The following is a 21,014-nucleotide window of genomic DNA, read 5'->3' as shown; positions in this document are numbered from 1 at the left end:
TTTCACTTTATAGTGATTTTTTTAGAAAAATAGTACAGGTGAGAAAGAAGGCATATCCACTTATTTTTAAGCATAAAATGTAAAAGCGCTAATACAATATACCTAAATCCGTTCTTTGCAAAGGAGGGAGAGAAGGTGGGGCGCACAATAAAAATTGATATTACAAATAAAGTTGTAGCTAAATTTAGACCAAATTATTTGGAATTATATACGAGTAAATTTATGATAGGTAAGTTTTATGTCTATACTGAAGATAAAAAATATGTGTTAGAAGACGGATATATATATGAGAATGGAAAGTTTTATCGCATCATAGATACGCACCGTGGCAATAATCAAGCGGCGGAGGGCTGCGATCTAGGATGGTGTTAACATGATTCGTGTGAAAGTGTTTGATGAAAGTCACGAAAAAGACTTAGAAGACGCTGTGAATGTGTTTTTGAAAAAGATTGATGATAGCAACTTTGTAGATATTAAGTATCAAGTTGGTGTTTCCATTAATGACGATGAAAACCAAATTTATTGTTTTTCAGCAATGATCGTTTATAAAGCATAAAAAAGAGCTGGCTCACCCAGCTCTTTTTTATGTTTTATGTTGGGACAACATGTGTCGGTAATACGTTCATAATAGATTGGGTTGTGCCTAATTTCTTTGTTGTTAAAAGAGGTTCCCCTGTTTCATGATTTTGGGCATCTTTACACATACCAAGGTGATAACGATCACCTAAAAATGGATCAATATAAAAACCGTTTTTGAATACTTTATCATTCGGATGTTTTTCATGATGAATATCAGAGCAGTTAATGCAATAGAACATAGCTTTCATCCCCTTTTTATTTTTGTTTGAAAAAAGTGAGTCGGTAGTCATTTCGCTCCTAAGGAAATGTTGAGGAGAAGAGAAATAACTACCTACTCAAATGGTGGGCATATTCCTTCTGATTTGTCATATCTCGCGTATTGTCCCTTGAGGGAAGGAGGAGAGACGAAGTACGCATGATATAAGTAAGGCGCTTCTTTCAATATGAATGATGGAGTTTCATGTTGAGAGAAGTTTTTATTTTGTATTGCCTTTGTGAGTATATTATGAGGGAATGCTCAGAGGGTGTTTGTCCTGTTGAAAAAATGTTGAGAATTTCTCAACAGTAAAAGAATTGGCGTTGACATGAAACTAAAAGGTGTTATATTATCGAAGTATAACCAAAAGGTGTTATGTTATAACGCCGAGTAAAGGAGAATGAAAATGGAACAACAAAATACATTAAATGATATTAAACAAACAATCGTTTTTAACGCGTCTATTCAAAAGGTATGGAGTGTAGTATCAACTGCAGAAGGGATTGCATCATGGTTTATGCCAAATGATTTTGTATTAGAGGTAGGACATGAATTTCATGTGCAATCACCATTTGGGCCATCACCATGTAAAGTGCTAGAAATTGATGAGCCAACCCACCTATCTTTCTCATGGGATACAGATGGCTGGGTTGTTTCATTTAATTTGAAAGACCTAGGAGATAATAAAACAGAATTTACATTAATTCACGGCGGCTGGAAACATCCTGATGAAATTCTTCCGAAAGCGAATGCGAAGAGCTCTATTATTCGCGATAGAATGAGCGGCGGCTGGGTAGCGATTGTAAATGAAAAACTGAAAAAGGTTGTCGAAGGCTAAGTGTCCTCATCAGCAGCAAAATATGATGTATTTCAAGCAATTGCTGACCCAACCCGCCGAGAAGTAATACGGTTATTAAGTGATAAAGAGTTACCGATTTCCAAAATAACGGATCACTTTCCGATGAGTCGTACTGCGGTTGTAAAACACCTTCATATTCTTTCGGAAGCAAATTTAGTAAGCGGAAGAAAGAGCGGAAGAGAGAAGATATATCGCTTGCATCCAGAGCCATTAGAGGAATTACAGCAGTGGCTCTCGTATTATGAACGTTTTTGGGATAATAAATTGTCCATGCTGAAACATATTGTGGAGAATGAAGAGTAAAAAGAGGATGACCGAAATGGTCATCCTCTTTATTATTGTTCACTTGTTTGTGTAGCTGGCTTTAATAAAAGCCAAGCGATAATTAATGTACATACTGCTAATACGAAAGTGCTCATATAAATAACGTGTACACTTGCAGCTAATGCGGATTGTGATTCAGTGGCTACACTTGCTGTAGCCCCGCCGTGTCCGCCAGATACAAGATCAAGGTTTTTAATGCCGCGTGCATGAATCATCGTATTAAAGATTGTTCCAAAGATTGCAGCACCTAACGTTTGACTGAATGTATTAATAAATGTGTTTAAACCAACGGCTGTTCCGCGTGTATGAGCTGGTACGGCTGCTTGAATTGTTACCATGTAAATCGGTGTCACAAGCCCCATTCCTAAGCCGAATAATCCGACTGCTACATAAATAAGGAACGATGGTGAATTTGTTGATAGTGTAAATAATAAGAACGTAGCGACTGATAAAATGCTAGCTCCAAGTAAAATGATTTGTTTCGTTTTTAATTTGCCTACTAAGTTACCAGAGAAAATAGCGCCAAATGTCCACATAACAGGGATTGGCATTAAAATAAGTCCAGCTTCTGTAGCATTTTTCCCTAATACACCTTGGCTCCAAATTGGAAGGTACATTGTAATACTAATAATCATTGCGCCAGCAATAAGAGTTAATATATTTATCGTAGATAATGTACGGTTAGAGAAAAGTGCTAGCGGAATTAATGGTTCTGGAGATTTTTTCTCGATGAATAAGAAAATAATAAATGAAATAGCGGCAAAGATTAATAGGCCGATAATTGTCATGTCTCCCCAGTTTTGCTTACTGCTACCTGTTAATAATGCATATAGTAGAGCGATTGTACTTAATGAGAAGACTGTTGCACCAAGATAATCGATATGATGCTTAGCAGGTTTAATAGATTCTTTGTAGTAAATTGCAATCATTAAGCAAGCGATAATTCCGAATGGAACGTTTAGGAAGAAAATATAGCGCCAAGAAAGGGAATCAACTAAAAATCCACCTACTAACGGTCCGATAACACCGGATACACCCCAAACGGCACTCATCCAACCTTGTGCTTTCGCGCGGTCTTTCGCTTCGCTATATAAGTCTCCAATAATCGTCATTGTGATTGGCATAACAGCACCAGCACCGATACCTTGAAGCGCGCGGAAGAAGATTAATTGTTCCATCGATGTAACGATTCCGCAAAGTGCAGAACCGACTAAAAAGATTGTAGCTCCGATTAGTAAAACTTTTTTACGGCCAAATAAATCAGCGAGCTTTCCGTATATTGGAGTCGAAACAGCTGTTGCAAGCATATAAATTGCATATACCCAACTAACAAGTTCGACGCCTGACAAATCACTCGTTATACGAGGGATTGCTGTACTAACAATCGTTCCTTCTACCGCAGAAAGAAACGTCATTAACATTAAAGACATCATGACTTTTTTTCTCATTTGTTTTCCCCTTACCCTTTTTTAAATATTCAACAATATAAAATATAAAGGTACTAAGGTAAATAAAGCAACAAAAAAGCAATGGAAAGTTACATGGAGCAGATATTTGTCGCTTCTTGTCGGTAAGTCGATAAATTTGGGAAATCGCCGATATAAGTTGCAGAATCGCTGATAAATTTGGAAAATCGCCGATATAAGTTGCGGAATCGCTGATATAATTTCATGTACCTATAAAAAAAGAAACAGGAATCCCTGTTTCTTTTTTTAATACTGCATTTTCGCGTTTTCTCCAGCTGTCGTTCCGGCAATTCTACCAGTAACAAGGGCTGATGTAATATTATAGCCACCAGTATAACCGTGAATATCAAGAACTTCTCCGCAGAAATATAAGCCGTTCGTAAATTTAGAAGACATTTCTTTCGGGTTAATTTCTTTCACGGATACACCGCCGCCAGTAACGAATGCTTTTTCAATTGACTGCGTACCATTTACATTCACAGTAAACTCTTTAAAGTCTTTCACAAGTGCACGAATCTTTTCGTGAGAAACTTGTCCAGCTTGTTCGCTACCGTCAATTTCATTTTTTTCTAATAAGAATAGGAAGTAACGTTCAGGAACATAACCTTTTAAAACGTTTTTAATTCCTTTTTTTGGATCTTCTTTCATTTGTTTCAGCATGCGCTGGAATAGTTGCTCACTATTTTCCTCTGGCAATGCATCAATACTCATTTGTATTGTATTCGTTTTAAACTTTTTCAGTGCTTTCACGACGAATTGACTACAGCGAAGAGCAGCAGGACCAGATAGGCCAAAATGAGTGAAGAGCATGTCCATTTTGTGAGAAATGATAGCTTTTCCTTTCGGGTTTAATACGCTTAAGTTTATATCACGTAAAGCAAGACCTTGTAATGAGCGGTCACGTATAAACGGCTCGTTTGAAAGGATAGGTACTTCTGTTGGGAATAATTCTGTAATTGTATGACCCGCTTTTTCAGCCCAAGCATATCCGTCTCCAGTAGATCCGGTTTGAGGAACTGATTTTCCGCCAACAGCGATAACGACGTGATTTGTTTCTAACACTTCGCCTGTTTGCAGTATAACTGCTTTCGTTTGACCATTTTCATATTCAATCGTTTCAACAGGCGTATTTGTACGGATTTTTACACCTAAGTCTTTTAATCGTGTTAAAAGTGCGTCTACAACAGATTGTGCTTTGTTTGACACAGGGAACATGCGACCGTGGTCTTCTTCTTTCAATTTAACACCAAGATTTTCGAAGAATGTAATAATATCTTCATTATTAAAAATAGAAAAAGCGCTGTATAAGAAGCGACCGTTTCCTGGTATATGTTTAACAATTTCATCAAGTGGTAGACGGTTCGTTACGTTACAGCGTCCGCCACCAGAAATTGCAAGTTTACGCCCAAGTTTATTTCCTTTATCAAGAAGTAAGACATTTGCGCCTTCTTCTGCAGCACCAATTGCAGCCATTAGCCCAGAAGGACCGCCGCCGATGACAATAACATCATAATGCATAATATATCGACCTCATTTTCTACATTTCCTGCCTAAAAGAATAGCATGTTTTCCCTTAAAAGAAAAATAGAGTGAAGTACTGCTTAATGAGAGAATTGTGGTACAATACAAAAGTTAGAGTTCAGCACTATCCTGCCATTTGTAGGCGATAAGACTAAAACCTCAAGATTTAGGAGAAGTAAATAGGGAGTCTGTTAGCCTGTAAATGCTCGAATGGTTCAACTAATAAGGAGTAGGAGAGAAGTCTCCAACTAATTATAGTTTCACTTTATGTAGATGTAGGAGGATTTTTGTATGTCCGATTCGAAATTTCTGCGCGGAACGCTTATTGTTACGCTAGGGACATTTTTAGTAAAGTTCTTAGGCATGATTTACGTCTTTCCGTTTCATGCATTAGTAGGAACAGAAGGCGGAACGCTCTATACATATGGATACATTCCATATACGATCTTTTTAAGTATCGCAACGGCAGGTGTGCCACTTGCTGTTTCAAAATTTGTTTCCAAATATAATGCGCTTGGCGATTATAAAACGAGCCGGAGAATGTTCCGCTCGGGAATGGTTATGATGATAGTAACAGGAGTTCTTTCGTTCCTAGTACTGTACATGACGGCGCCATTGTTTGCAGAAGCGATGCTTGGTAAACAAAGTATACGCAATAATGTAGGAGAAGTTACGACGATTATTCGTCTTGTAAGTTTCGCACTTATTGTTGTACCAGCAGCGAGTTTAATTCGTGGTTATTTCCAAGGTCACCAGTCTATGGGACCAACTACCGTTTCACAAATTATTGAACAAATTATTCGTATCGTCTTTTTATTAGCAGGTAGTTTTATCGTTATTAAAGTACTTGGCGGTACAGTTGCAACAGCAGTTGGAGTAGCGACATTTGCTGCGTTCGTTTCAGCGGTTGGAGCACTCGGTGTGTTAATTTGGTACTGGTTAAAACGTAAAAAATATTTGGATCAATATCTAATTGAACAAACTGTACCAGAATCAACAGTAAGCACCGTTCAATTGTTTAAAGAGTTATTTGCATATGCGATTCCTTACGTTGTAATTGGGTTAACAATTCCTTTATATCAACAAATTGATACATTGACATTTAACTCAATTATGCAGGCGATTGGTCAAGGTGATATCGCAGAGCGAGCTCTCGGTATTTTCACAATGTGGACGCATAAGCTAATTATGATTCCTGTATCACTTGCAACAGCGTTTAGTTTAACGCTTGTACCAGCAATTACAAAATCATTTACTGAAAAACAATACCGTTATTTGAAATTACAAATTACACAAACATTCCAGGCGAATATGTTTTTAACATTGCCAGCAGTTGTCGGTATTTCTTCACTGGCATATCCAATTTATACTGCGTTTTACGATTCAGATCCACTAGGTGGACAAGTATTAATGTGGTATGCACCAGTTGCGTTGTTATTCGCTTTATTTACAGTAACAGCGGCAATCCTGCAAGGTATTAACCAGCAGAAGCATGCGATTATTGCGCTTATAATGGGCGTTATTTTGAAATTTGTATGTAACGTAATCTTTATTCGTTATTTCGGTACAGTAGGAGCAATTCTAGCAACAGCAGTTGGTTTCTTAGCTTCTGTTTGGTACACAAATCAACAAATTAAAAAATACGCACACTATTCATTCGGTGTTGTATATAAAAGAACATTCCAAATTGCAGTATTAACACTTATAATGGTCGTTGCTGTAAAACTATCACAATGGCTTCTATCCTTCATGATTTCGCCTGATGGCCGTATGGGTGCTCTTATAACAGTTGCGATTTGTGCAGGTATTGGCGGTCTTGTTTACGGATTGTTAGCAATTCGCACAGGAGTACTTGAAAGAGTATTTGGCGGAGAAGCATTAGATAAAATTCAACGTAAACTTGGTAGTAGATTTAAAATAAAGTTGAAATCAAGAGGGGCGTAATTACGTCCCCTTTTCTATGATAAATAAAGAAGGTGAAAAACGTGAGATTAGATAAATTATTAGCAAATATGGGATATGGAAGTAGAAAAGAAGTAAAGAAATTATTGAAAGATGGCGTTGTGAAAATTGATGGAACGCCAGTAAAAGATGCGAAAGTTCATGTAAATGTAGAAGAGCAAGAAGTTATGATTCACGGTGAAGTTGTGGAATACAAAGAATTTGTTTACTTAATGATGCATAAACCACAAGGTGTTATTTCAGCGACGGAAGATGATAATCATGAAACAGTAATAGATTTATTAGAATTAGAAGATGCAATCTTTGATCCGTTCCCAGTTGGACGACTTGATATCGATACGGAAGGTTTCTTATTGATAACAAATGATGGGAAGCTATCACATCAATTATTATCTCCGAAAAAGCATGTGCCGAAAAAATATTATGCACACGTTGCAGGAGTAGTAACAGAAGAGGATGTAAAAGAGTTTGCTAAAGGTGTTATTTTAGATGATGGCTATGAAACAAAGCCAGGTGCACTTACAATATTGAAAAGCGATGATATTTCTGAAATTGAGCTTGTGATTACGGAAGGGAAATTCCATCAAGTGAAGCGTATGTTTGAAGCGGTAGGGAAAAAAGTAGTCTACCTAAAGAGAACAGAGATGGGTCCGTTAGTATTAGATGAAGAACTAGAACTTGGACAATACCGAGAGCTAACAGATGAAGAAGTAGAAATGTTAAAAACATATCAAGTAGATACTGAAAAGTAGTACCTTTATAGGCGCAGAAAAGACCCCTTTCTAATTATTAGAAAGGGGTATGTATTTATTTACATACAATTATTTTTCATTATGAGGTCATTCTCACTTTCTTTCCTGTTGTTGTCCACTTACCGCGGCAAGGGCTATACACGAGTTCATTAAACTGCAACACATTTAGATCACGTTGTATCGTTCGCGGTGTGATCCCGAACTCATCTACAAGGTCTTTCGTCGTTACCGTTCCGTTTTCATTGATGTACATATAAATTGATTTAATGCGTGTTAGCATACGAGTAGTTGTAGGTTTCAAGAGAAAACCACTCCTCTACTAGTTTTTTTGACCTCATTCAGGAAAGAAGGTCGTTACTACCATTGTACTCTACATGATAAAATTCATGCTTTAATCTACTTAAATTTTACAGAAATTTAACAAATATTCATATAGAAAAATATTGGTAGTTGACATTGTATATATGGTCAGTCAACTAACACATAAAATTCTACGTAAAACGCCAAATTCCTGCAAATTTTTTTGAAAAAATAAAAGAAAAACTAATAAGAAATATCTGAAATATTACAATTGTTCGGTATTTAGTTTTCGTGTATGGCATAAGAGATTTCGGTTTGTTATGATGAAAGAAACAATATAGTGAAGGATGGATGCGTGATGTCAGCAATTAATTGGACAGAAGAAGTTGCGAAACGAAAAGATGATTTAATTCGTGATACACAACAATTTTTACAAATTAAAAGTGTATGGGAAGAAGAATCGGCGAAAGAGGGCGCACCATTCGGTGAAGGTGTAGAAAAAGCTTTATCTTTCATGTTACATAAAGGAGAAACTGAAGGTTTTGCTTCTAAAAATTTAGAAGGATATGCAGGTCATCTTGAAATGGGACAAGGAGAAGAGTTAGTAGGCATTCTTTGTCACGTTGACGTTGTACCAGAAGGAGATGGCTGGACGACTCCTGCATATAGTGCGGATATTCGCGATGGAAAGATTTTTGCACGTGGTGCAATTGACGATAAAGGCCCAACGATGGCAGCATATTATGCGATGAAAATTGTGAAGGAATTAGGCTTACCTCTTTCCAAACGTGTTCGTATGATTATAGGAACAGATGAGGAAAGCAATTGGAAATGTGTAGATCACTACTTTAAAAACGAAGAAATGCCAACAATCGGTTTTGCGCCAGACGCGGATTTTCCAATTATTAATGCAGAAAAAGGAATTTCTGATATACAAGTTGTGCAAAATGGTAGTGAAGAGAAAAAAGGTACATATGAACTTGTTTCATTTGATTCAGGGCGCCGTTTAAATATGGTTCCTGATTTTGCAGAAGCGGTTATTACAGGAGAAGATGTAAATGCACTTACAGTAGCATATGAAGAGTATTTACAAACTGCTAAAAAAATAGGGAAATCGACTATAGAAGGAAATGCAGTGACGGTGCAAATAGAAGGAATTTCAGCGCACGGATCTACTCCTGAAAAAGGAGAAAATGCAGGTTTATTATTAGCAAACTTCTTAACTACAGTTTCACTTGATGGAAAAGCAACTGCATTTGCGACATTTGCAACAGAAACATTTACTGGTGATATTTTTGGTGAAAAAGCTACTATTGCTTATAAAGATGAAATTAGCGGTCCGTTAACAGTGAATGTCGGTCGCATTTCTTATACGAAAGAAAACGGTGGTAACTTAGGGCTAAACGTACGTTACCCAGTTACAACTAACTTTGAAGAAACAATTGTGAAGTTGAAAGAATATGTTGGTGCGCATGGTTTTGAAGTGGCTGACTATTCTAATTCTCGCCCACATCACGTCGATAAAGATCACGTATTAATCCGTACGTTACAACGTGTGTATGAAGAACAAACAGGTGAAAAAGCAGAACTATTAGCAATCGGCGGCGGTACTTATGCTCGTTCATTAAAAGCTGGTGTGGCATTTGGCCCGCTATTCCCTGGAAAAGAAGAACTTGCGCATCAAAAAGATGAGTATATCGAAATTGAAGACTTATTAAAAGCAACAGCAATTTACGCGCAAGCAATTCATGAATTAGCGAAGTAATGGATATATAAATAATGTCCGCTCTCTATTTTGGAGAGCGGCTTCTTTTTACCTGAATGAGATAAGAAAGAAAAGCAACAATAGAAAGAAGGAGAAGATGTACATGGAACTGCATTATTTTGTCGCAATTACGTTACCGAATCATATAAAAGAAATGCTGTCTAACTATAAAGAGGACATGCAAGAGGAATTACAATTTCGTTCATGGGTACATAAAGAAGACTATCATATTACCCTTTCATTTTTAGGGAGTGCAACGGAGGAACAGTTAGAGGGAATAAAGAATGGATTACAAACAATTGCAGAAACAAAAGAACTATCCTTCACGTTACAAGGTTTTTCAACGTTTGGTAGGGAAGATCAGCCTCGTATTTTTTGGGCGAAGGTAAGTGAGAATCACCATTTGTTTCAGTTGCAAAAGCAAGTACATGCCATTTGTGAAGAAAATGGATTTTCTCTAGAAACACGCCCGTATCACCCGCATATTACCGTTGCTCGTAAATGGATAGGAGAAGAAAAGTTTCGTTTAGAAAGTATAAAAGAAGTGCCTGAAATATCATTTCAAGCAGATACAATTACTTTATACGAATCCCACGTGAAAGAAACCCCGAAGTATAAATCGATTGCTGAAATAAAATTACAAAAATAGAATGTTGAAAACGTTTTTTATGCAGGTGAATATACTATAGAGAAGAATGGAGTTACTGTATAGAGTCTTGTTGATAAGAAAAGCCTTATCATTTGCAGCTCATTTTATCTCGCCTAATTGGTGAAGGCTAATAATAAGTGAGGATGGAAAAATTTTCTCGCTCATTAAAGTTTCACTTTATTTTAACTTTGAGAATGATGGTGATTTTTTTATGTTGAAAGTAAAACGTCCATTTGATGCCTATTTAGATGAAATGAATAAAATTACAATTTTGCTCCCACATGCGTATGGAACAAGTCGGACATTTCGTTTGCAAGAAGGAAGTAATGTGAAAGATTTACCGATTGCTCATACTATTGCGCTTCCAGATGCAACGAAGTATGAGTGCTTTATAGAAGAGCCGCTAGATGTGGGGAAGTATTATACAGTACGAGATGAACGGAATGAAGAAACTGATTTACAAATAGGTGCTGTTATTCGAACAAAAATTTTCGATGAAAAGTATTATTACGAAGGTACAGATTTAGGTGCTGTGTATCAAAAACAAGAAACGACATTTAAAGTATGGGCCCCAACTGCAAGGCTTGCGAAAGTAAGAATTTATAAGAGCGATAAAGAATATACCGATCATGAAATGTACAGGGGAGAAAACGGAGTTTGGATTCAAACATTACAAGGTGATTTAGACGGAGCACGCTATACATTTCTTGTTTGTATTAATTTAATATGGAACGAAGCGGTGGATCCTTACGCAAAGTCAGTGACTGTAAATGGAAAGTATGGCATTGTTATCGATTTAGAAAAGACGACTGTAACGAAACGAGAGCAATTACCACCATTACAAGCAATGACAGATGCCATATTGTATGAATTGCATATTCGTGATGCTACTATTCATCCGAACAGTGGAGTGAGTAAAAAAGGGATGTATAAAGGGCTAATGGAAGAAGGAACAACAGGACGAAATGGGACATTGACAGGTTTGTCTCATATAAAAGATTTAGGCGTTACGCATGTTGAATTATTGCCTTTATATTGTTTCGGTGGTGTGGATGAGGCGAATCCTTCTTCTGCCTATAATTGGGGGTACAATCCATTATATTACAATGCACCAACAGGATATTATGCTACAAACCCCTCTGATCCGTATAACAGGATAGTTGAGTGCAAACAACTAATTGAAACATTTCATGAACAAGGTATTAGGGTGATTATAGATGTTGTATATAATCATGTTTATGAAAGAGAGCTATCATCATTTGAGAAGCTTGTTCCAGGATATTATTTTCGTCATGGTGAAGATGGTATGCCTTCTAATGGGACGGGAGTCGGAAATGATATAGCGTCTGAACGGAAAATGATGAGGAAATTCATTGTAGAGTCTATTTTATATTGGCTTACTGAATACAATGTCGATGGATTCCGATTCGACTTAATGGGAATTTTAGATATTGATACAATGAATATGATAGAGAAAGAAGTGCGAAACATAAAACGAGATGCTTTGTTATTAGGAGAAGGATGGGATTTACAAACACCGCTTCCTCTTGAGGAAAAAGCAACGTTAAATAATGCGAAGAAAATGCCACATATCGCACAGTTTAATGATCAATTTCGTGATGGGATAAAAGGGAGTACATTTCATATAAATAAGCGTGGTTTTGCATTTGGTGGGCATGTAGACTGTAATCATTTGCAGTATATTGCAGCAGGAAGTCTTTTAAGTATGAAAGAAACAGGGCTGTTTCTAGAGCCAGCGCAAAGCATTAACTATGTAGAATGTCATGATAATATGACGATGTGGGATAAACTAGTGCGCAGTAATGAAGAATCAGAAACGATTTTGAAAAAACGTCACCTGTTAGCGAGCGCAATGGTTATTCTTTCACAAGGCATTCCTTTCTTACACGCAGGGCAAGAGTTTTATCGTACGAAGAAAGGAAATGAAAATAGTTATAATGCAAATGATGAGATCAATCAATTAGATTGGGATCAAAAAGAGAAAGAGATAGAGACCGTTAACTATATAAAAGGTTTAATCGCGATTCGTAAAGAGCATGGGGCATTCCGATTACAAAGTGCAGACCTTATAAAAAAACATATGACTTTTTTACAAACATCTACAGAAGTACTTGCATATCACCTAGAGCATGCAGAATCGTTTGGGCCGTGGAAAGAGATTATCGTCTTATTTAATAGCGGTTTAGAAGCTAAAACTGTGCAACTTCCGAAAGAAGCAACGTGGCATGTGTTAGTAAACGAAAACGAAGCGAAAATAGAGCCAATTTCTTCATTTAGAGGAAAGGAACTTAGGCTCGCTCCAATTAGCACGTATATATTGACGATAATGTGACAAATCGCTACTTGACGATGAGAATGTAATAAATGTAGAATTGACAAAGGTGACGATTTTGATAAGTTGTCATTCTATGACAGGTTTTGTAAAATAAAATAGAGGATTTTTGGCTTAGGCTAATTTTTCTTTTCATTTACAGTAAAATATATGAATCCACAACATGTGTAGAAATGTTGCGGTTTTTCTTTTCATAACTATAAAAGATAAGGATTTGTTAACGGGTAATGAATATGGAATGGTTGGAACAATTATTAGGAAAAGAGTGGAGTCTTGTACCGGCTGGTGGAGTAACGGGCGATGCATATATTGCGCAAAACGGACAACAGAAGTTATTTTTAAAGCGGAATACATCGCCCTTTTTAGCGGTATTGTCAGCAGAAGGAATTGTTCCAAAATTACTTTGGACAAGAAGGGTAACGAATGGTGATGTAATTTCTGCTCAAAAATGGCTTCCGGGACAGAAGCTAGAGCCAGAGGATATGAAACTAGAACGTGTTGCGAAACTTTTGAAGAAAATACACTCCTCTAAAGCGCTTGTACAGATGATTCAAAGACTTGGGAAGCAGCCGCTTCACGCACAAGAGTTATTACAACAACTGCAACTCGTTTTAAGAGGAGATATAAGGGATGATGAAACAATTCAGCAAGGCCTTCAATATTTAATGGATTCATTAAAAGCTATTGAATACAATGAATTCGTTGTATGCCATTGTGATGTAAACCATAACAACTGGCTATTGTCGGATGAAGATGAATTGTTTTTAATTGATTGGGATGGAGCTGTAATTGCTGACCCAGCTCTAGACCTCGGTATGTTATTATATTGGTACATTCCGCGCCAGGAGTGGAGTGAGTGGCTCGGTTATTATGATATTGAAATGGATGAATCGCTGCTTAGGCGTATGAGATGGTATGTGATAGCACAAACGATTTTGTCTATTCAATGGCATACAACAAAAAAACAGCAAGCAGAAGCTGAATATTGGCATCAATATTTACAGCAACTACTTGCTTCAGAATAATACTTAAGAAAAATTGTCCATTCCAGCAATCCACTGAGTAAGTTGTTCTTGATTATTGGAAATGTGGTTGTCCAAATTAGAGGAAGATTTACCCGATTGACTATAAGAATATACATCGTTTAGCATTGCTTTAGCGTCACTACTTACATTATCGTTTGCGAGTAACGATTGAATGAGACGCTCTAATTGCTCGCATTCAGAAACTGTCCCGCAACAATCACTTTGGTGATTGACTAAAATATCTTTCAGCACTTCTAATTGATGTTGTTGATTAATTGGCATGAACGGATCATCCTTTCGATTGTTTTTCTCTTTTTAGAAATGTAAGAGAAAAAGCTGTTTCGTCATGGAATGTTTAATGCTGTATGTAGTTTTTATCAAAATGGTACATCTTATACTTGAAAGAAACGGACCGAGTGCTCGTACGTACTTGGTTTTTTGTTTGGTAGATTGATTAAAAACAGAGAGAAGGAATTATTCCTTTAAAATAGCTATGTAAAGAGAGGGAGACATCTATGCGTTTAAGACATAAACCATATGCAATGGATCGAATTAATGAGTATTCACATATCGTAATTGGAAACCCAGAGGAGCGCGCTGGTAACTGGAAAGAAGTATTTGGAAATGAACAACCAATTCATATTGAAGTAGGTACAGGTCGTGGCCGCTTTATGTATGATATGGCAAAAGCAAATCCACATATTAATTATATTGGAATTGAAAAATTCACAAGTGTTGTTGTAGACGCACTTGATAAATTAATTGAAGAAGAATTACCGAACTTAAAGTTAATTAATAAAGATGCTGAAGATTTAACAGTTTTCTTTGCAAAAGGTGAGATTGATCGCGTTTATTTAAACTTCTCAGATCCATGGCCAAAGAAACGTCATACGAAGCGTCGTTTAACGTATAAAACGTTTTTACGTAATTATGAAGAAGTGTTAGTAGAAGGCGGAGAAATTCATTTCAAAACAGATAACCAAGGTTTATTTGAATATTCTCTTATGAGTATGGCTGAGTATGGTATGTTATTAACTTACCTTAGCCTAGATCTTCATAATAGTGATTATGAAGGAAACATTATGACTGAGTACGAAGAGAAATTCTCTAGTAAAGGTCATCGTATTTACCGAGTGGAAGCAAAATATCGTACAGAACCTATGCAGTAATGCATAGGTTTTTTTGCATCTAAAATAATCAGAATTTTATGTTAGTATTAAAAGAAAAGGGGGATGAAAAATGGAACAGTTACAAATTGGAGATATAAAAGTGACGTGGCTAAAAGGTGGGAACACACATTTAGACGGGGGAGCGATGTTTGGTGTCGTCCCGAAAGTACTTTGGTCACGTAAGTATAAACATAATGATACAAATCATATTTATTTACGAACAGATCCGTTACTTTTGCAAACGAAAGACGGAAATATGCTCATTGATTCCGGAATAGGAAACGGTAAATTGAATGAAAAGATGAAGCGAAATCAAGGTGTAACAGAAGAATCATCGGTTTATGAATCATTAGAAAAACTAGGATTAAAGCCAGAAGATATCGACTACGTCTTAATGACACATCTTCATTTTGATCATGCATCTGGTTTAACAAAATGGGAAGGTGATCACCTTGTACCTGCGTTTCCAAATGCGAAAGTTTACGTAAGTGAAACAGAATGGAATGAAATGAGGAACCCAAATATTAGATCCCGTAATACATATTGGAAGGAAAATTGGGAGCCGATTGTAGATCAAGTTGTTACGTTCCAGCAAGAAATAGAAATTACAGATGAAATAAAAATGGTGCATACAGGTGGTCATAGTGATGGACATGCAGTTATTGCTTTAGAAAGCCATGGGGAAACGATGCTACACTTAGCAGATCTCTTGCCGACGCACGCACATCAAAATGTATTATGGGTAATGGCATACGACGATTATCCGATGACCTCGATTGAAAATAAACAAAAGTGGATGAAGTATGGTGCTGAAAAAGAGGCATGGTTTACGTTTTACCATGACGCATATTATCGCGCTGTGAAGTGGAATGAGGAAGGGCATATCGTAGAAAAAGTAGAACGGAAAACGAGTATAGAAGCATAAAAATAGGAGGTTGTTCCATCATATTTATTGGAGCAGCCTCTTTTTTATTGTCGGGTTTTGTCGGTAAGTCGATATATTTAAACAAACGCTGATATAAATTGAGTTGCGCCGATATAATTGGGAAATCGCTGATATAATTTTAATCAATACCCGCAATTTCAAAAAAAATAAGAGGTTCACCTAATGGGAACCCTCCTTTTTATGCTGCTATAACCTCTAAAACAGTACCTGTTTTAGCATCAACTAAAAATTCAAATCGTTCTTGTATATCATTTAACATTGTTGTAAGACCGCCGCGATAAACTTCATATGCGACATCATATTTTTCAAATGTCTCTGGAACCATATGTACCCAAGAGCCAGTAATTTCACCTTTATGACTTAATGCTTGTTTCACCATTTTCAATGCTTTTTCTGAAGAAATATGGGATTGTTCTTGTACTTTGTTTGCAACGAGATAACCAGCTGCGAACCCAACGCCAAGACCTGCTACTAAACCTTTCCAGCTCATATATTCACCTCAATTCTATAAAATAAAAATAGTGTACCGATAATAATTATAAAGCAAATACAGCCAAAAAAGAAGAAACTAGAAACATTTCGAAAATTTCGTTACAATAAAAGAGGTATTCTACTAAGGTTTGAAAGAAGGGGACTTCGTGAATAAAGAGACATTACAATTATTTCGTACGTTAACAGAATTACAAGGTGCATCAGGTTTTGAACATGATGTACGCCGTTTTATGAAACAAGAATTAAGCAAATATGCGGATGAAATTGTACAAGACGGTTTAGGTAGCGTATTTGGTCTGAAAAAAGGGGACGAAACTGGCCCGCGTGTTCTTGTAGCAGGTCATATGGATGAAGTAGGTTTCATGATTACGCAAATTACGAAAAACGGAATGCTTCGTTTTCAAACGTTAGGCGGATGGTGGAGTCAAGTTTTATTAGCACAGCGTGTACAAGTTATGACGAAGAATGGTCCTGTTATTGGGGTTGTTGGTTCTATTCCTCCTCATTTATTAAGTGACGCGCAACGTGCAAAACCGATGGATATAAAAAATATGTTAATTGATATAGGTGCAGATAGTTATGAAGATGCGATTGAAATTGGTGTAAAACCAGGACAACAAATCGTGCCGATTTGCCCATTCACACCGATGGCAAATGAGAAGAAAATTATGGCGAAAGCTTGGGACAACCGTTACGGATGTGGTCTTGCAATCGAATTGTTAAAAGAATTAAAAGATGAAACATTACCAAATACATTATATTCTGGTGCTACTGTACAAGAAGAAGTAGGCCTCCGCGGAGCGCAAACAGCTGCAAATATGATTCAACCAGACATTTTTTATGCGCTTGATGCAAGTCCAGCAAACGATGCATCTGGTGACAAAACGCAGTTCGGTCAATTAGGAAAAGGTGCTCTTCTTCGTATTTATGATCGCACGATGGTAACACATAGAGGAATGCGCGAATTCATTTTAGATACAGCAGAAACAAACAACATTCCGTACCAATACTTTATTTCACAAGGTGGTACAGATGCGGGCCGTGTACATACAAGTAACTCTGGTATCCCATCAGCAGTAATTGGTGTTTGTGCACGCTACATTCATACACATGCTTCAATTTTACATGTTGATGATTATGCAGCGGCGAAAGAATTAATTACGAAGCTTGTAAGAACAACAGATAAAACGACGTTAGAGACAATTAAGAATAACGCGTAGAGAAGAAGGGCGAAAAACCCTTCTTTTTTTAGGTTGAATAGATGACCCAGCGATGAGTGGTGGCGGTTAGTGCCTAATGGGTGCTCGAATGATGTATTAAGACCGCGGGTAGGAAGAAAGAAGAAGCCTGTTTTTGTGTTTAGGACCAGTAATATTGTAGAAAGCGACCTTCTTTTATGGGGAGAAGGAATTCCCTGATGGTGTGTGGTAGTGGTTGGTACTTAATTTGTGCCGAAGCGGATATTAGAATAGAATGAAGAATTTTTATAGAGGTGAACAAAATGAAAGTAGTAGTTGGATCAAAGAATAAAACGAAGGTTGGGGCTGTGGAGAAGGTTTGGAAAGATGCTGAAATTACATCTCTTTCTGTTCCGTCAGGAGTATCAGCTCAGCCTTTCTCAGATGAAGAGACGATGCAAGGAGCGATTAATAGAGCGAAGCGAGCGCTAGAGGACGGAGAAGCTCCAATTGGTATTGGGCTAGAAGGCGGCGTAATGAAAACGGAGCACGGTTTATTTATGTGTAACTGGGGCGCGCTAGCAACAAGTGATGGGAAAGTATTTGTGGCCGGAGGAGCGCGTATTACGTTACCAGACGATTTTTTAGCACCTCTTGAAGATGGTAAGGAATTAAGCGAAGTGATGGAAGAGTTTGTGCAGCGAAAAGATATTCGTAGTCACGAAGGTGCGATCGGTATTTTTACAGAGGATTATGTCGATCGTACGGAATTATTTGTACACGTTGTTAAGTTGTTAGTTGGGCAATATAAGTATGACAAAAAGCAAGCATAAACCTTGCACCGTGCGCGATGTATGGTAGTATAAAAGAAAGATTATAACATGAAAAATGCACCCGTTAGAGGAGGAAATATAGATGAAGTCATTAGAAAGCATGGAGCAATTCCAACAGTTAAAAAATGAAGAGAATGTAGTCTTTATGTTCTCAGCAGAATGGTGCCCAGACTGCCGCTTTGTAGACCCATTTATGCCAGAAGTAGAAGAGAAATATAGTGATTTCTCATTTTACTATGTAGATCGCGATGAGTTTATTGATTTATGTGTAAAATTAGACGTATTTGGCATTCCGAGCTTTGTAGCGTACAATAAAGGTGAAGAAACTGGTCGCTATGTAAACAAAGATCGTAAAACACAAGAACAAATCGAAGAGTTCATTGAAGGTTTAAAATAAGGCAATTTGCCAATTGAATTGTAAAACAACCTCTACCTTCGCGGGGGAGGTTATTTTTTTGGAAGGGAGGAAAAAGAGATGAAGATGACAAGTAAAAAGATGAAAGATGAGTTAATAAAGAAATTATCTCGCCCAGAATGGGACTTTCAGTATGATAGTGAGAAAGAAGTTTTACGTATTGAACAAAAAGACTCCAAAAAAGGTATTAACGTATCGCTTCCAGGAGTTGTGGCAAAATGGGAAGTGAACAAAGAAAAGGCAATTGAAGAAGTTGCTTATTACGTACAAGAAGCGCTAATTGCGATGCATAAAGAAGAAAATAGCGGAGCAAAAATTTTACCTGTTATTCGCTCTACTTCTTTCCCGAAACAAGCAGAAGAAGGAAATCCGTTTATTATGACGGATCATACGGCGGAAACACGTATTTACTATGCGTTAGATTCGAATAAAACGTATCGACTAATTGACGAGCGTCTATTACAAAAATTAGAACTTACAGAACAGCAAGTGCGTGAAATGGCATTATTCAACGCACGCTCATTAGGTTATGAATTTAAACAAGACACAGTAGCGGGTAATACATTCTACTTTTTAAACACAAATGATGGGTATGACGCGACTCGTATTTTAAACGAATCGTTACTACAATCGATGCGTGAAAAGATTTCTGGTGACATGGTTGTTGCTGTTCCTCACCAAGATGTATTAATTATTGCTGATATCGTCAACGAAATCGGTTATGATATTATTGCACAAATGACAATGAAATTTTTTGCCGAAGGGCATGTTCCGATTACATCACTTTCATTCGTATATGAAGATGGAGAATTTGAACCAATCTTTATTTTAGCGAAAAATCGGAAGAAGACAGATGGAAAAGAGAAAGGATGAACGAAGTGAACGTTTTTTACAACCTTGAAGGAATTGGTGACACTTTAATTGTTGCCTTACAAGATATTACTTTAGAGAACCGTACTTTTGATCGCAAAGGAGATGTTGCACGCGTATACGATCGTGAAAGCAACGAGACAGCAGGATTCAACATCTTTAATGCATCTTCTTACTTAGAAGTAAAAGAAACAGGCAACCTTACATTAACGAAAGAGCTTGTAGAGAAAATCAACGAAATTTTAGCGAAGAACGGCTTTGAAGAAACAGTAGAAGCAGATCTTTCTCCGAAATTTGTTGTAGGCTATGTAGCTGAAAAAGAGAAACATCCAAATGCTGATAAGCTAAACATTTGTAAAGTAGAAATCGGTACAGAAACATTACAAATCGTATGTGGCGCACCAAACGTTGATGCAGGACAAAAAGTTGTCGTTGCAAAAATTGGTGCTGTAATGCCAAGCGGTATGTTAATTAAACCAGCAGAACTTCGCGGTGTTCCTTCTTCTGGAATGATCTGCTCTGCACGTGAATTAGAGCTTCCAGACGCTCCACAAGAAAAAGGTATTCTTGTATTAGAAGATAGCTTTGAAGTTGGACAAGAGTTCAAATTTTAATTGATATAAGAAAAGAGAGGTTGTCCTTTTGGACAACCTCTCTTTTTTTGTCATTCTTTGTCGGTAAATCGAAATTTCGTGTTAAATCGTTGATATATTGAGAGTTGTGATAGATATATTAAAAAAATCGTTGATATATTGAGAATAGTGATAGATATATTTAAAAAATCGTTGATATATTGAGAGTAGTGATAGATATATTAAAAAAATTGTTAATATGATAAGGATGTCACCTTTTTTCTTAAAATCTATATTGTATTTTATAAACAAACTAGTTAAAATTTAGAAAAATAGAAGGGAATAGACGTATGAAACAACAACCAAAAATCGCAGAACTTCTAAAACGAATTGAAACTTCAAAACAGCAAGATGTTGAGCTAGGTACTTATGAAATATATTTGTTTAGTGAAAGTGAATTAGAAAAAGGACAAATCGGTTACCGATACGATAAACATAAAAATTCATTAATAAGTGAAGAACACGGAAAATGGAAAGAAGAATGGATTACAATTGGATATGAAACGGATATGGGCGATCCAGTTTTCGTAAATATAGATGATGACGCTTATCCGCTTTATACTGCAGAACGTGGTACAGAAAAATGGCAACCAGTTTATATTGGAAATATAGATGAGATTATAGGGCAATTATAAGAAAAACTTTGAATCCGGTGCAAAGTGATGGGA

Annotated in this window: 24 protein-coding genes; 18 read left to right on the top strand and 6 right to left on the bottom strand. The window is 36.8% G+C overall.

Annotation, left to right across the window (positions count from 1 at the left end):
* The first annotated feature begins 135 nt into the window (after positions 1-135).
* Together MKY21_RS23690 and MKY21_RS23685 are read left to right on the top strand one after the other, a co-directional pair.
* Positions 136-372 (top strand): DUF2553 family protein, encoded by a 237-nt coding sequence (locus MKY21_RS23690; protein ID WP_000533804.1) that lies wholly within the window; start codon positions 136-138, stop codon positions 370-372.
* A 1-nt stretch (position 373) separates the two neighbouring features.
* Entirely contained in the window at positions 374-556 is a 183-nt protein-coding gene (locus tag MKY21_RS23685) for a sporulation protein Cse60 (protein ID WP_000621751.1), read from the top strand.
* A 34-nt stretch (positions 557-590) separates the two neighbouring features.
* Here MKY21_RS23685 and MKY21_RS23680 read toward each other — a convergent pair whose 3' ends face one another.
* Positions 591-818 carry a DUF3973 domain-containing protein gene (locus MKY21_RS23680; RefSeq protein WP_000498989.1) on the bottom strand — a complete coding sequence of 76 codons (228 nt, stop codon included), beginning with the start codon at positions 816-818 and terminating at the stop codon, positions 591-593.
* Positions 819-1,241: 423 nt separating this feature from the next.
* Here MKY21_RS23680 and MKY21_RS23675 point away from each other — a divergent pair, with 423 nt between their 5' ends.
* A complete protein-coding gene (locus tag MKY21_RS23675; RefSeq protein ID WP_341077485.1) occupies positions 1,242-1,673 on the top strand; it encodes an SRPBCC family protein in 432 nt (143 codons plus the stop codon).
* Positions 1,674-1,997, top strand: a complete 324-nt coding sequence (locus MKY21_RS23670) for an ArsR/SmtB family transcription factor (protein WP_000098837.1) — start codon at positions 1,674-1,676, stop codon at positions 1,995-1,997. It abuts the gene before it with no gap.
* A gap of 32 nt (positions 1,998-2,029) precedes the next feature.
* On the opposite strand, the gene MKY21_RS23665 is transcribed toward MKY21_RS23670, so the two are convergent.
* The gene (locus MKY21_RS23665) at positions 2,030-3,466 is read right to left on the bottom strand and encodes an MDR family MFS transporter (RefSeq protein WP_341077483.1); all 1,437 of its coding nucleotides are present in this window, start codon (positions 3,464-3,466) and stop codon (positions 2,030-2,032) included.
* Between the two features lie 264 nt (positions 3,467-3,730).
* Positions 3,731-5,002 carry a BaiN/RdsA family NAD(P)/FAD-dependent oxidoreductase gene (locus MKY21_RS23660; protein ID WP_000558859.1) on the bottom strand — a complete coding sequence of 424 codons (1,272 nt, stop codon included), beginning with the start codon at positions 5,000-5,002 and terminating at the stop codon, positions 3,731-3,733.
* A gap of 294 nt (positions 5,003-5,296) precedes the next feature.
* Between MKY21_RS23660 and MKY21_RS23655 the strand changes: the two genes are divergently transcribed.
* Both MKY21_RS23655 and MKY21_RS23650 read left to right on the top strand, forming a co-directional pair.
* On the top strand, positions 5,297-6,949 hold the full coding sequence (locus MKY21_RS23655; protein ID WP_341077482.1) for a putative polysaccharide biosynthesis protein: 1,653 nt from the start codon (positions 5,297-5,299) through the stop codon (positions 6,947-6,949).
* A 41-nt stretch (positions 6,950-6,990) separates the two neighbouring features.
* Entirely contained in the window at positions 6,991-7,719 is a 729-nt protein-coding gene (locus tag MKY21_RS23650; RefSeq protein WP_001234947.1) for a pseudouridine synthase, read from the top strand.
* 79 nt (positions 7,720-7,798) lie between these two features.
* On the opposite strand, the gene MKY21_RS23645 is transcribed toward MKY21_RS23650, so the two are convergent.
* Positions 7,799-8,020 (bottom strand): DeoR family transcriptional regulator, encoded by a 222-nt coding sequence (locus tag MKY21_RS23645; protein ID WP_000805512.1) that lies wholly within the window; start codon positions 8,018-8,020, stop codon positions 7,799-7,801.
* A 357-nt stretch (positions 8,021-8,377) separates the two neighbouring features.
* On the opposite strand from MKY21_RS23645, the gene pepV reads away from it, so the two are divergent.
* The 4 genes from pepV to MKY21_RS23625 all read left to right on the top strand — a co-directional run bounded on the left by pepV (position 8,378) and on the right by MKY21_RS23625 (position 13,811).
* Complete coding sequence (pepV, locus tag MKY21_RS23640) at positions 8,378-9,784, top strand: dipeptidase PepV (RefSeq protein WP_001274252.1); 1,407 nt, start codon at positions 8,378-8,380, stop codon at positions 9,782-9,784.
* 103 nt (positions 9,785-9,887) lie between these two features.
* Positions 9,888-10,433 carry an RNA 2',3'-cyclic phosphodiesterase gene (gene thpR, locus MKY21_RS23635; RefSeq protein ID WP_000418985.1) on the top strand — a complete coding sequence of 182 codons (546 nt, stop codon included), beginning with the start codon at positions 9,888-9,890 and terminating at the stop codon, positions 10,431-10,433.
* A gap of 211 nt (positions 10,434-10,644) precedes the next feature.
* Positions 10,645-12,786 (top strand): type I pullulanase, encoded by a 2,142-nt coding sequence (gene pulA, locus MKY21_RS23630; RefSeq protein WP_086424120.1) that lies wholly within the window; start codon positions 10,645-10,647, stop codon positions 12,784-12,786.
* Positions 12,787-13,013: 227 nt separating this feature from the next.
* Entirely contained in the window at positions 13,014-13,811 is a 798-nt protein-coding gene (locus tag MKY21_RS23625; protein WP_001986674.1) for a phosphotransferase family protein, read from the top strand.
* 3 nt (positions 13,812-13,814) lie between these two features.
* On the opposite strand, the gene MKY21_RS23620 is transcribed toward MKY21_RS23625, so the two are convergent.
* Complete coding sequence (locus MKY21_RS23620; protein ID WP_016118745.1) at positions 13,815-14,093, bottom strand: YtzH-like family protein; 279 nt, start codon at positions 14,091-14,093, stop codon at positions 13,815-13,817.
* 233 nt (positions 14,094-14,326) lie between these two features.
* On the opposite strand from MKY21_RS23620, the gene trmB reads away from it, so the two are divergent.
* The gene (gene trmB, locus MKY21_RS23615) at positions 14,327-14,980 is read left to right on the top strand and encodes a tRNA (guanosine(46)-N7)-methyltransferase TrmB (protein WP_001239381.1); all 654 of its coding nucleotides are present in this window, start codon (positions 14,327-14,329) and stop codon (positions 14,978-14,980) included.
* A 70-nt stretch (positions 14,981-15,050) separates the two neighbouring features.
* Positions 15,051-15,905 carry a YtnP family quorum-quenching lactonase gene (locus MKY21_RS23610; protein WP_044796442.1) on the top strand — a complete coding sequence of 285 codons (855 nt, stop codon included), beginning with the start codon at positions 15,051-15,053 and terminating at the stop codon, positions 15,903-15,905.
* Between the two features lie 199 nt (positions 15,906-16,104).
* Here the strand turns inward: MKY21_RS23610 and MKY21_RS23605 are convergent, their stop codons facing one another.
* Positions 16,105-16,416: a PepSY domain-containing protein gene (locus MKY21_RS23605; protein WP_000118543.1), complete on the bottom strand. Its 312-nt coding sequence runs from the start codon at positions 16,414-16,416 to the stop codon at positions 16,105-16,107.
* A gap of 148 nt (positions 16,417-16,564) precedes the next feature.
* Here MKY21_RS23605 and MKY21_RS23600 point away from each other — a divergent pair, with 148 nt between their 5' ends.
* The 6 genes from MKY21_RS23600 (at position 16,565) to MKY21_RS23575 (ending at position 20,981) form a co-directional block, all read left to right on the top strand.
* On the top strand, positions 16,565-17,638 hold the full coding sequence (locus tag MKY21_RS23600; protein WP_001031508.1) for a M42 family metallopeptidase: 1,074 nt from the start codon (positions 16,565-16,567) through the stop codon (positions 17,636-17,638).
* A 281-nt stretch (positions 17,639-17,919) separates the two neighbouring features.
* Positions 17,920-18,429, top strand: coding sequence for a DUF84 family protein (locus MKY21_RS23595; RefSeq protein ID WP_000869938.1), 510 nt, complete (start codon positions 17,920-17,922; stop codon positions 18,427-18,429).
* 82 nt (positions 18,430-18,511) lie between these two features.
* Entirely contained in the window at positions 18,512-18,826 is a 315-nt protein-coding gene (locus MKY21_RS23590) for a thioredoxin family protein (protein WP_000838193.1), read from the top strand.
* A gap of 78 nt (positions 18,827-18,904) precedes the next feature.
* Positions 18,905-19,717, top strand: a complete 813-nt coding sequence (locus MKY21_RS23585; protein ID WP_000784588.1) for a DUF1444 domain-containing protein — start codon at positions 18,905-18,907, stop codon at positions 19,715-19,717.
* Positions 19,714-20,328 (top strand): YtpR family tRNA-binding protein, encoded by a 615-nt coding sequence (gene ytpR / locus MKY21_RS23580; RefSeq protein WP_001006761.1) that lies wholly within the window; start codon positions 19,714-19,716, stop codon positions 20,326-20,328. The genes MKY21_RS23585 and ytpR overlap by 4 nt, the downstream gene beginning before the upstream one ends.
* Before the next feature lie 308 nt (positions 20,329-20,636).
* On the top strand, positions 20,637-20,981 hold the full coding sequence (locus MKY21_RS23575; RefSeq protein WP_000813343.1) for a hypothetical protein: 345 nt from the start codon (positions 20,637-20,639) through the stop codon (positions 20,979-20,981).
* Positions 20,982-21,014 lie beyond the last annotated feature (33 nt).

The organism is Bacillus sp. FSL R9-9497, assembly GCF_038005805.1.
Lineage (GTDB): Bacteria > Bacillota > Bacilli > Bacillales > Bacillaceae_G > Bacillus_A > Bacillus_A cereus.
Note: the sequence above shows the minus strand (reverse complement) of the source record. Positions and strands in the feature narration are given on the sequence as shown.

Coding starts and splice junctions, on each gene's coding strand:
- MKY21_RS23685 (WP_000621751.1), top strand. CDS start 374: ATGATTCGTGTGAAAGTGTTTGATGAAAGTCACGAAAAAGACTTAGAA.
- MKY21_RS23680 (WP_000498989.1), bottom strand. CDS start 818: ATGTTCTATTGCATTAACTGCTCTGATATTCATCATGAAAAACATCCG.
- MKY21_RS23675 (WP_341077485.1), top strand. CDS start 1,242: ATGGAACAACAAAATACATTAAATGATATTAAACAAACAATCGTTTTT.
- MKY21_RS23665 (WP_341077483.1), bottom strand. CDS start 3,466: ATGAGAAAAAAAGTCATGATGTCTTTAATGTTAATGACGTTTCTTTCT.
- MKY21_RS23660 (WP_000558859.1), bottom strand. CDS start 5,002: ATGCATTATGATGTTATTGTCATCGGCGGCGGTCCTTCTGGGCTAATG.
- MKY21_RS23655 (WP_341077482.1), top strand. CDS start 5,297: ATGTCCGATTCGAAATTTCTGCGCGGAACGCTTATTGTTACGCTAGGG.
- pepV (WP_001274252.1), top strand. CDS start 8,378: ATGTCAGCAATTAATTGGACAGAAGAAGTTGCGAAACGAAAAGATGAT.
- thpR (WP_000418985.1), top strand. CDS start 9,888: ATGGAACTGCATTATTTTGTCGCAATTACGTTACCGAATCATATAAAA.
- pulA (WP_086424120.1), top strand. CDS start 10,645: ATGTTGAAAGTAAAACGTCCATTTGATGCCTATTTAGATGAAATGAAT.
- MKY21_RS23625 (WP_001986674.1), top strand. CDS start 13,014: ATGAATATGGAATGGTTGGAACAATTATTAGGAAAAGAGTGGAGTCTT.
- MKY21_RS23620 (WP_016118745.1), bottom strand. CDS start 14,093: ATGCCAATTAATCAACAACATCAATTAGAAGTGCTGAAAGATATTTTA.
- trmB (WP_001239381.1), top strand. CDS start 14,327: ATGCGTTTAAGACATAAACCATATGCAATGGATCGAATTAATGAGTAT.
- MKY21_RS23610 (WP_044796442.1), top strand. CDS start 15,051: ATGGAACAGTTACAAATTGGAGATATAAAAGTGACGTGGCTAAAAGGT.
- MKY21_RS23605 (WP_000118543.1), bottom strand. CDS start 16,416: ATGAGCTGGAAAGGTTTAGTAGCAGGTCTTGGCGTTGGGTTCGCAGCT.
- MKY21_RS23595 (WP_000869938.1), top strand. CDS start 17,920: ATGAAAGTAGTAGTTGGATCAAAGAATAAAACGAAGGTTGGGGCTGTG.
- MKY21_RS23590 (WP_000838193.1), top strand. CDS start 18,512: ATGAAGTCATTAGAAAGCATGGAGCAATTCCAACAGTTAAAAAATGAA.
- MKY21_RS23585 (WP_000784588.1), top strand. CDS start 18,905: ATGAAGATGACAAGTAAAAAGATGAAAGATGAGTTAATAAAGAAATTA.
- ytpR (WP_001006761.1), top strand. CDS start 19,714: ATGAACGAAGTGAACGTTTTTTACAACCTTGAAGGAATTGGTGACACT.
- MKY21_RS23575 (WP_000813343.1), top strand. CDS start 20,637: ATGAAACAACAACCAAAAATCGCAGAACTTCTAAAACGAATTGAAACT.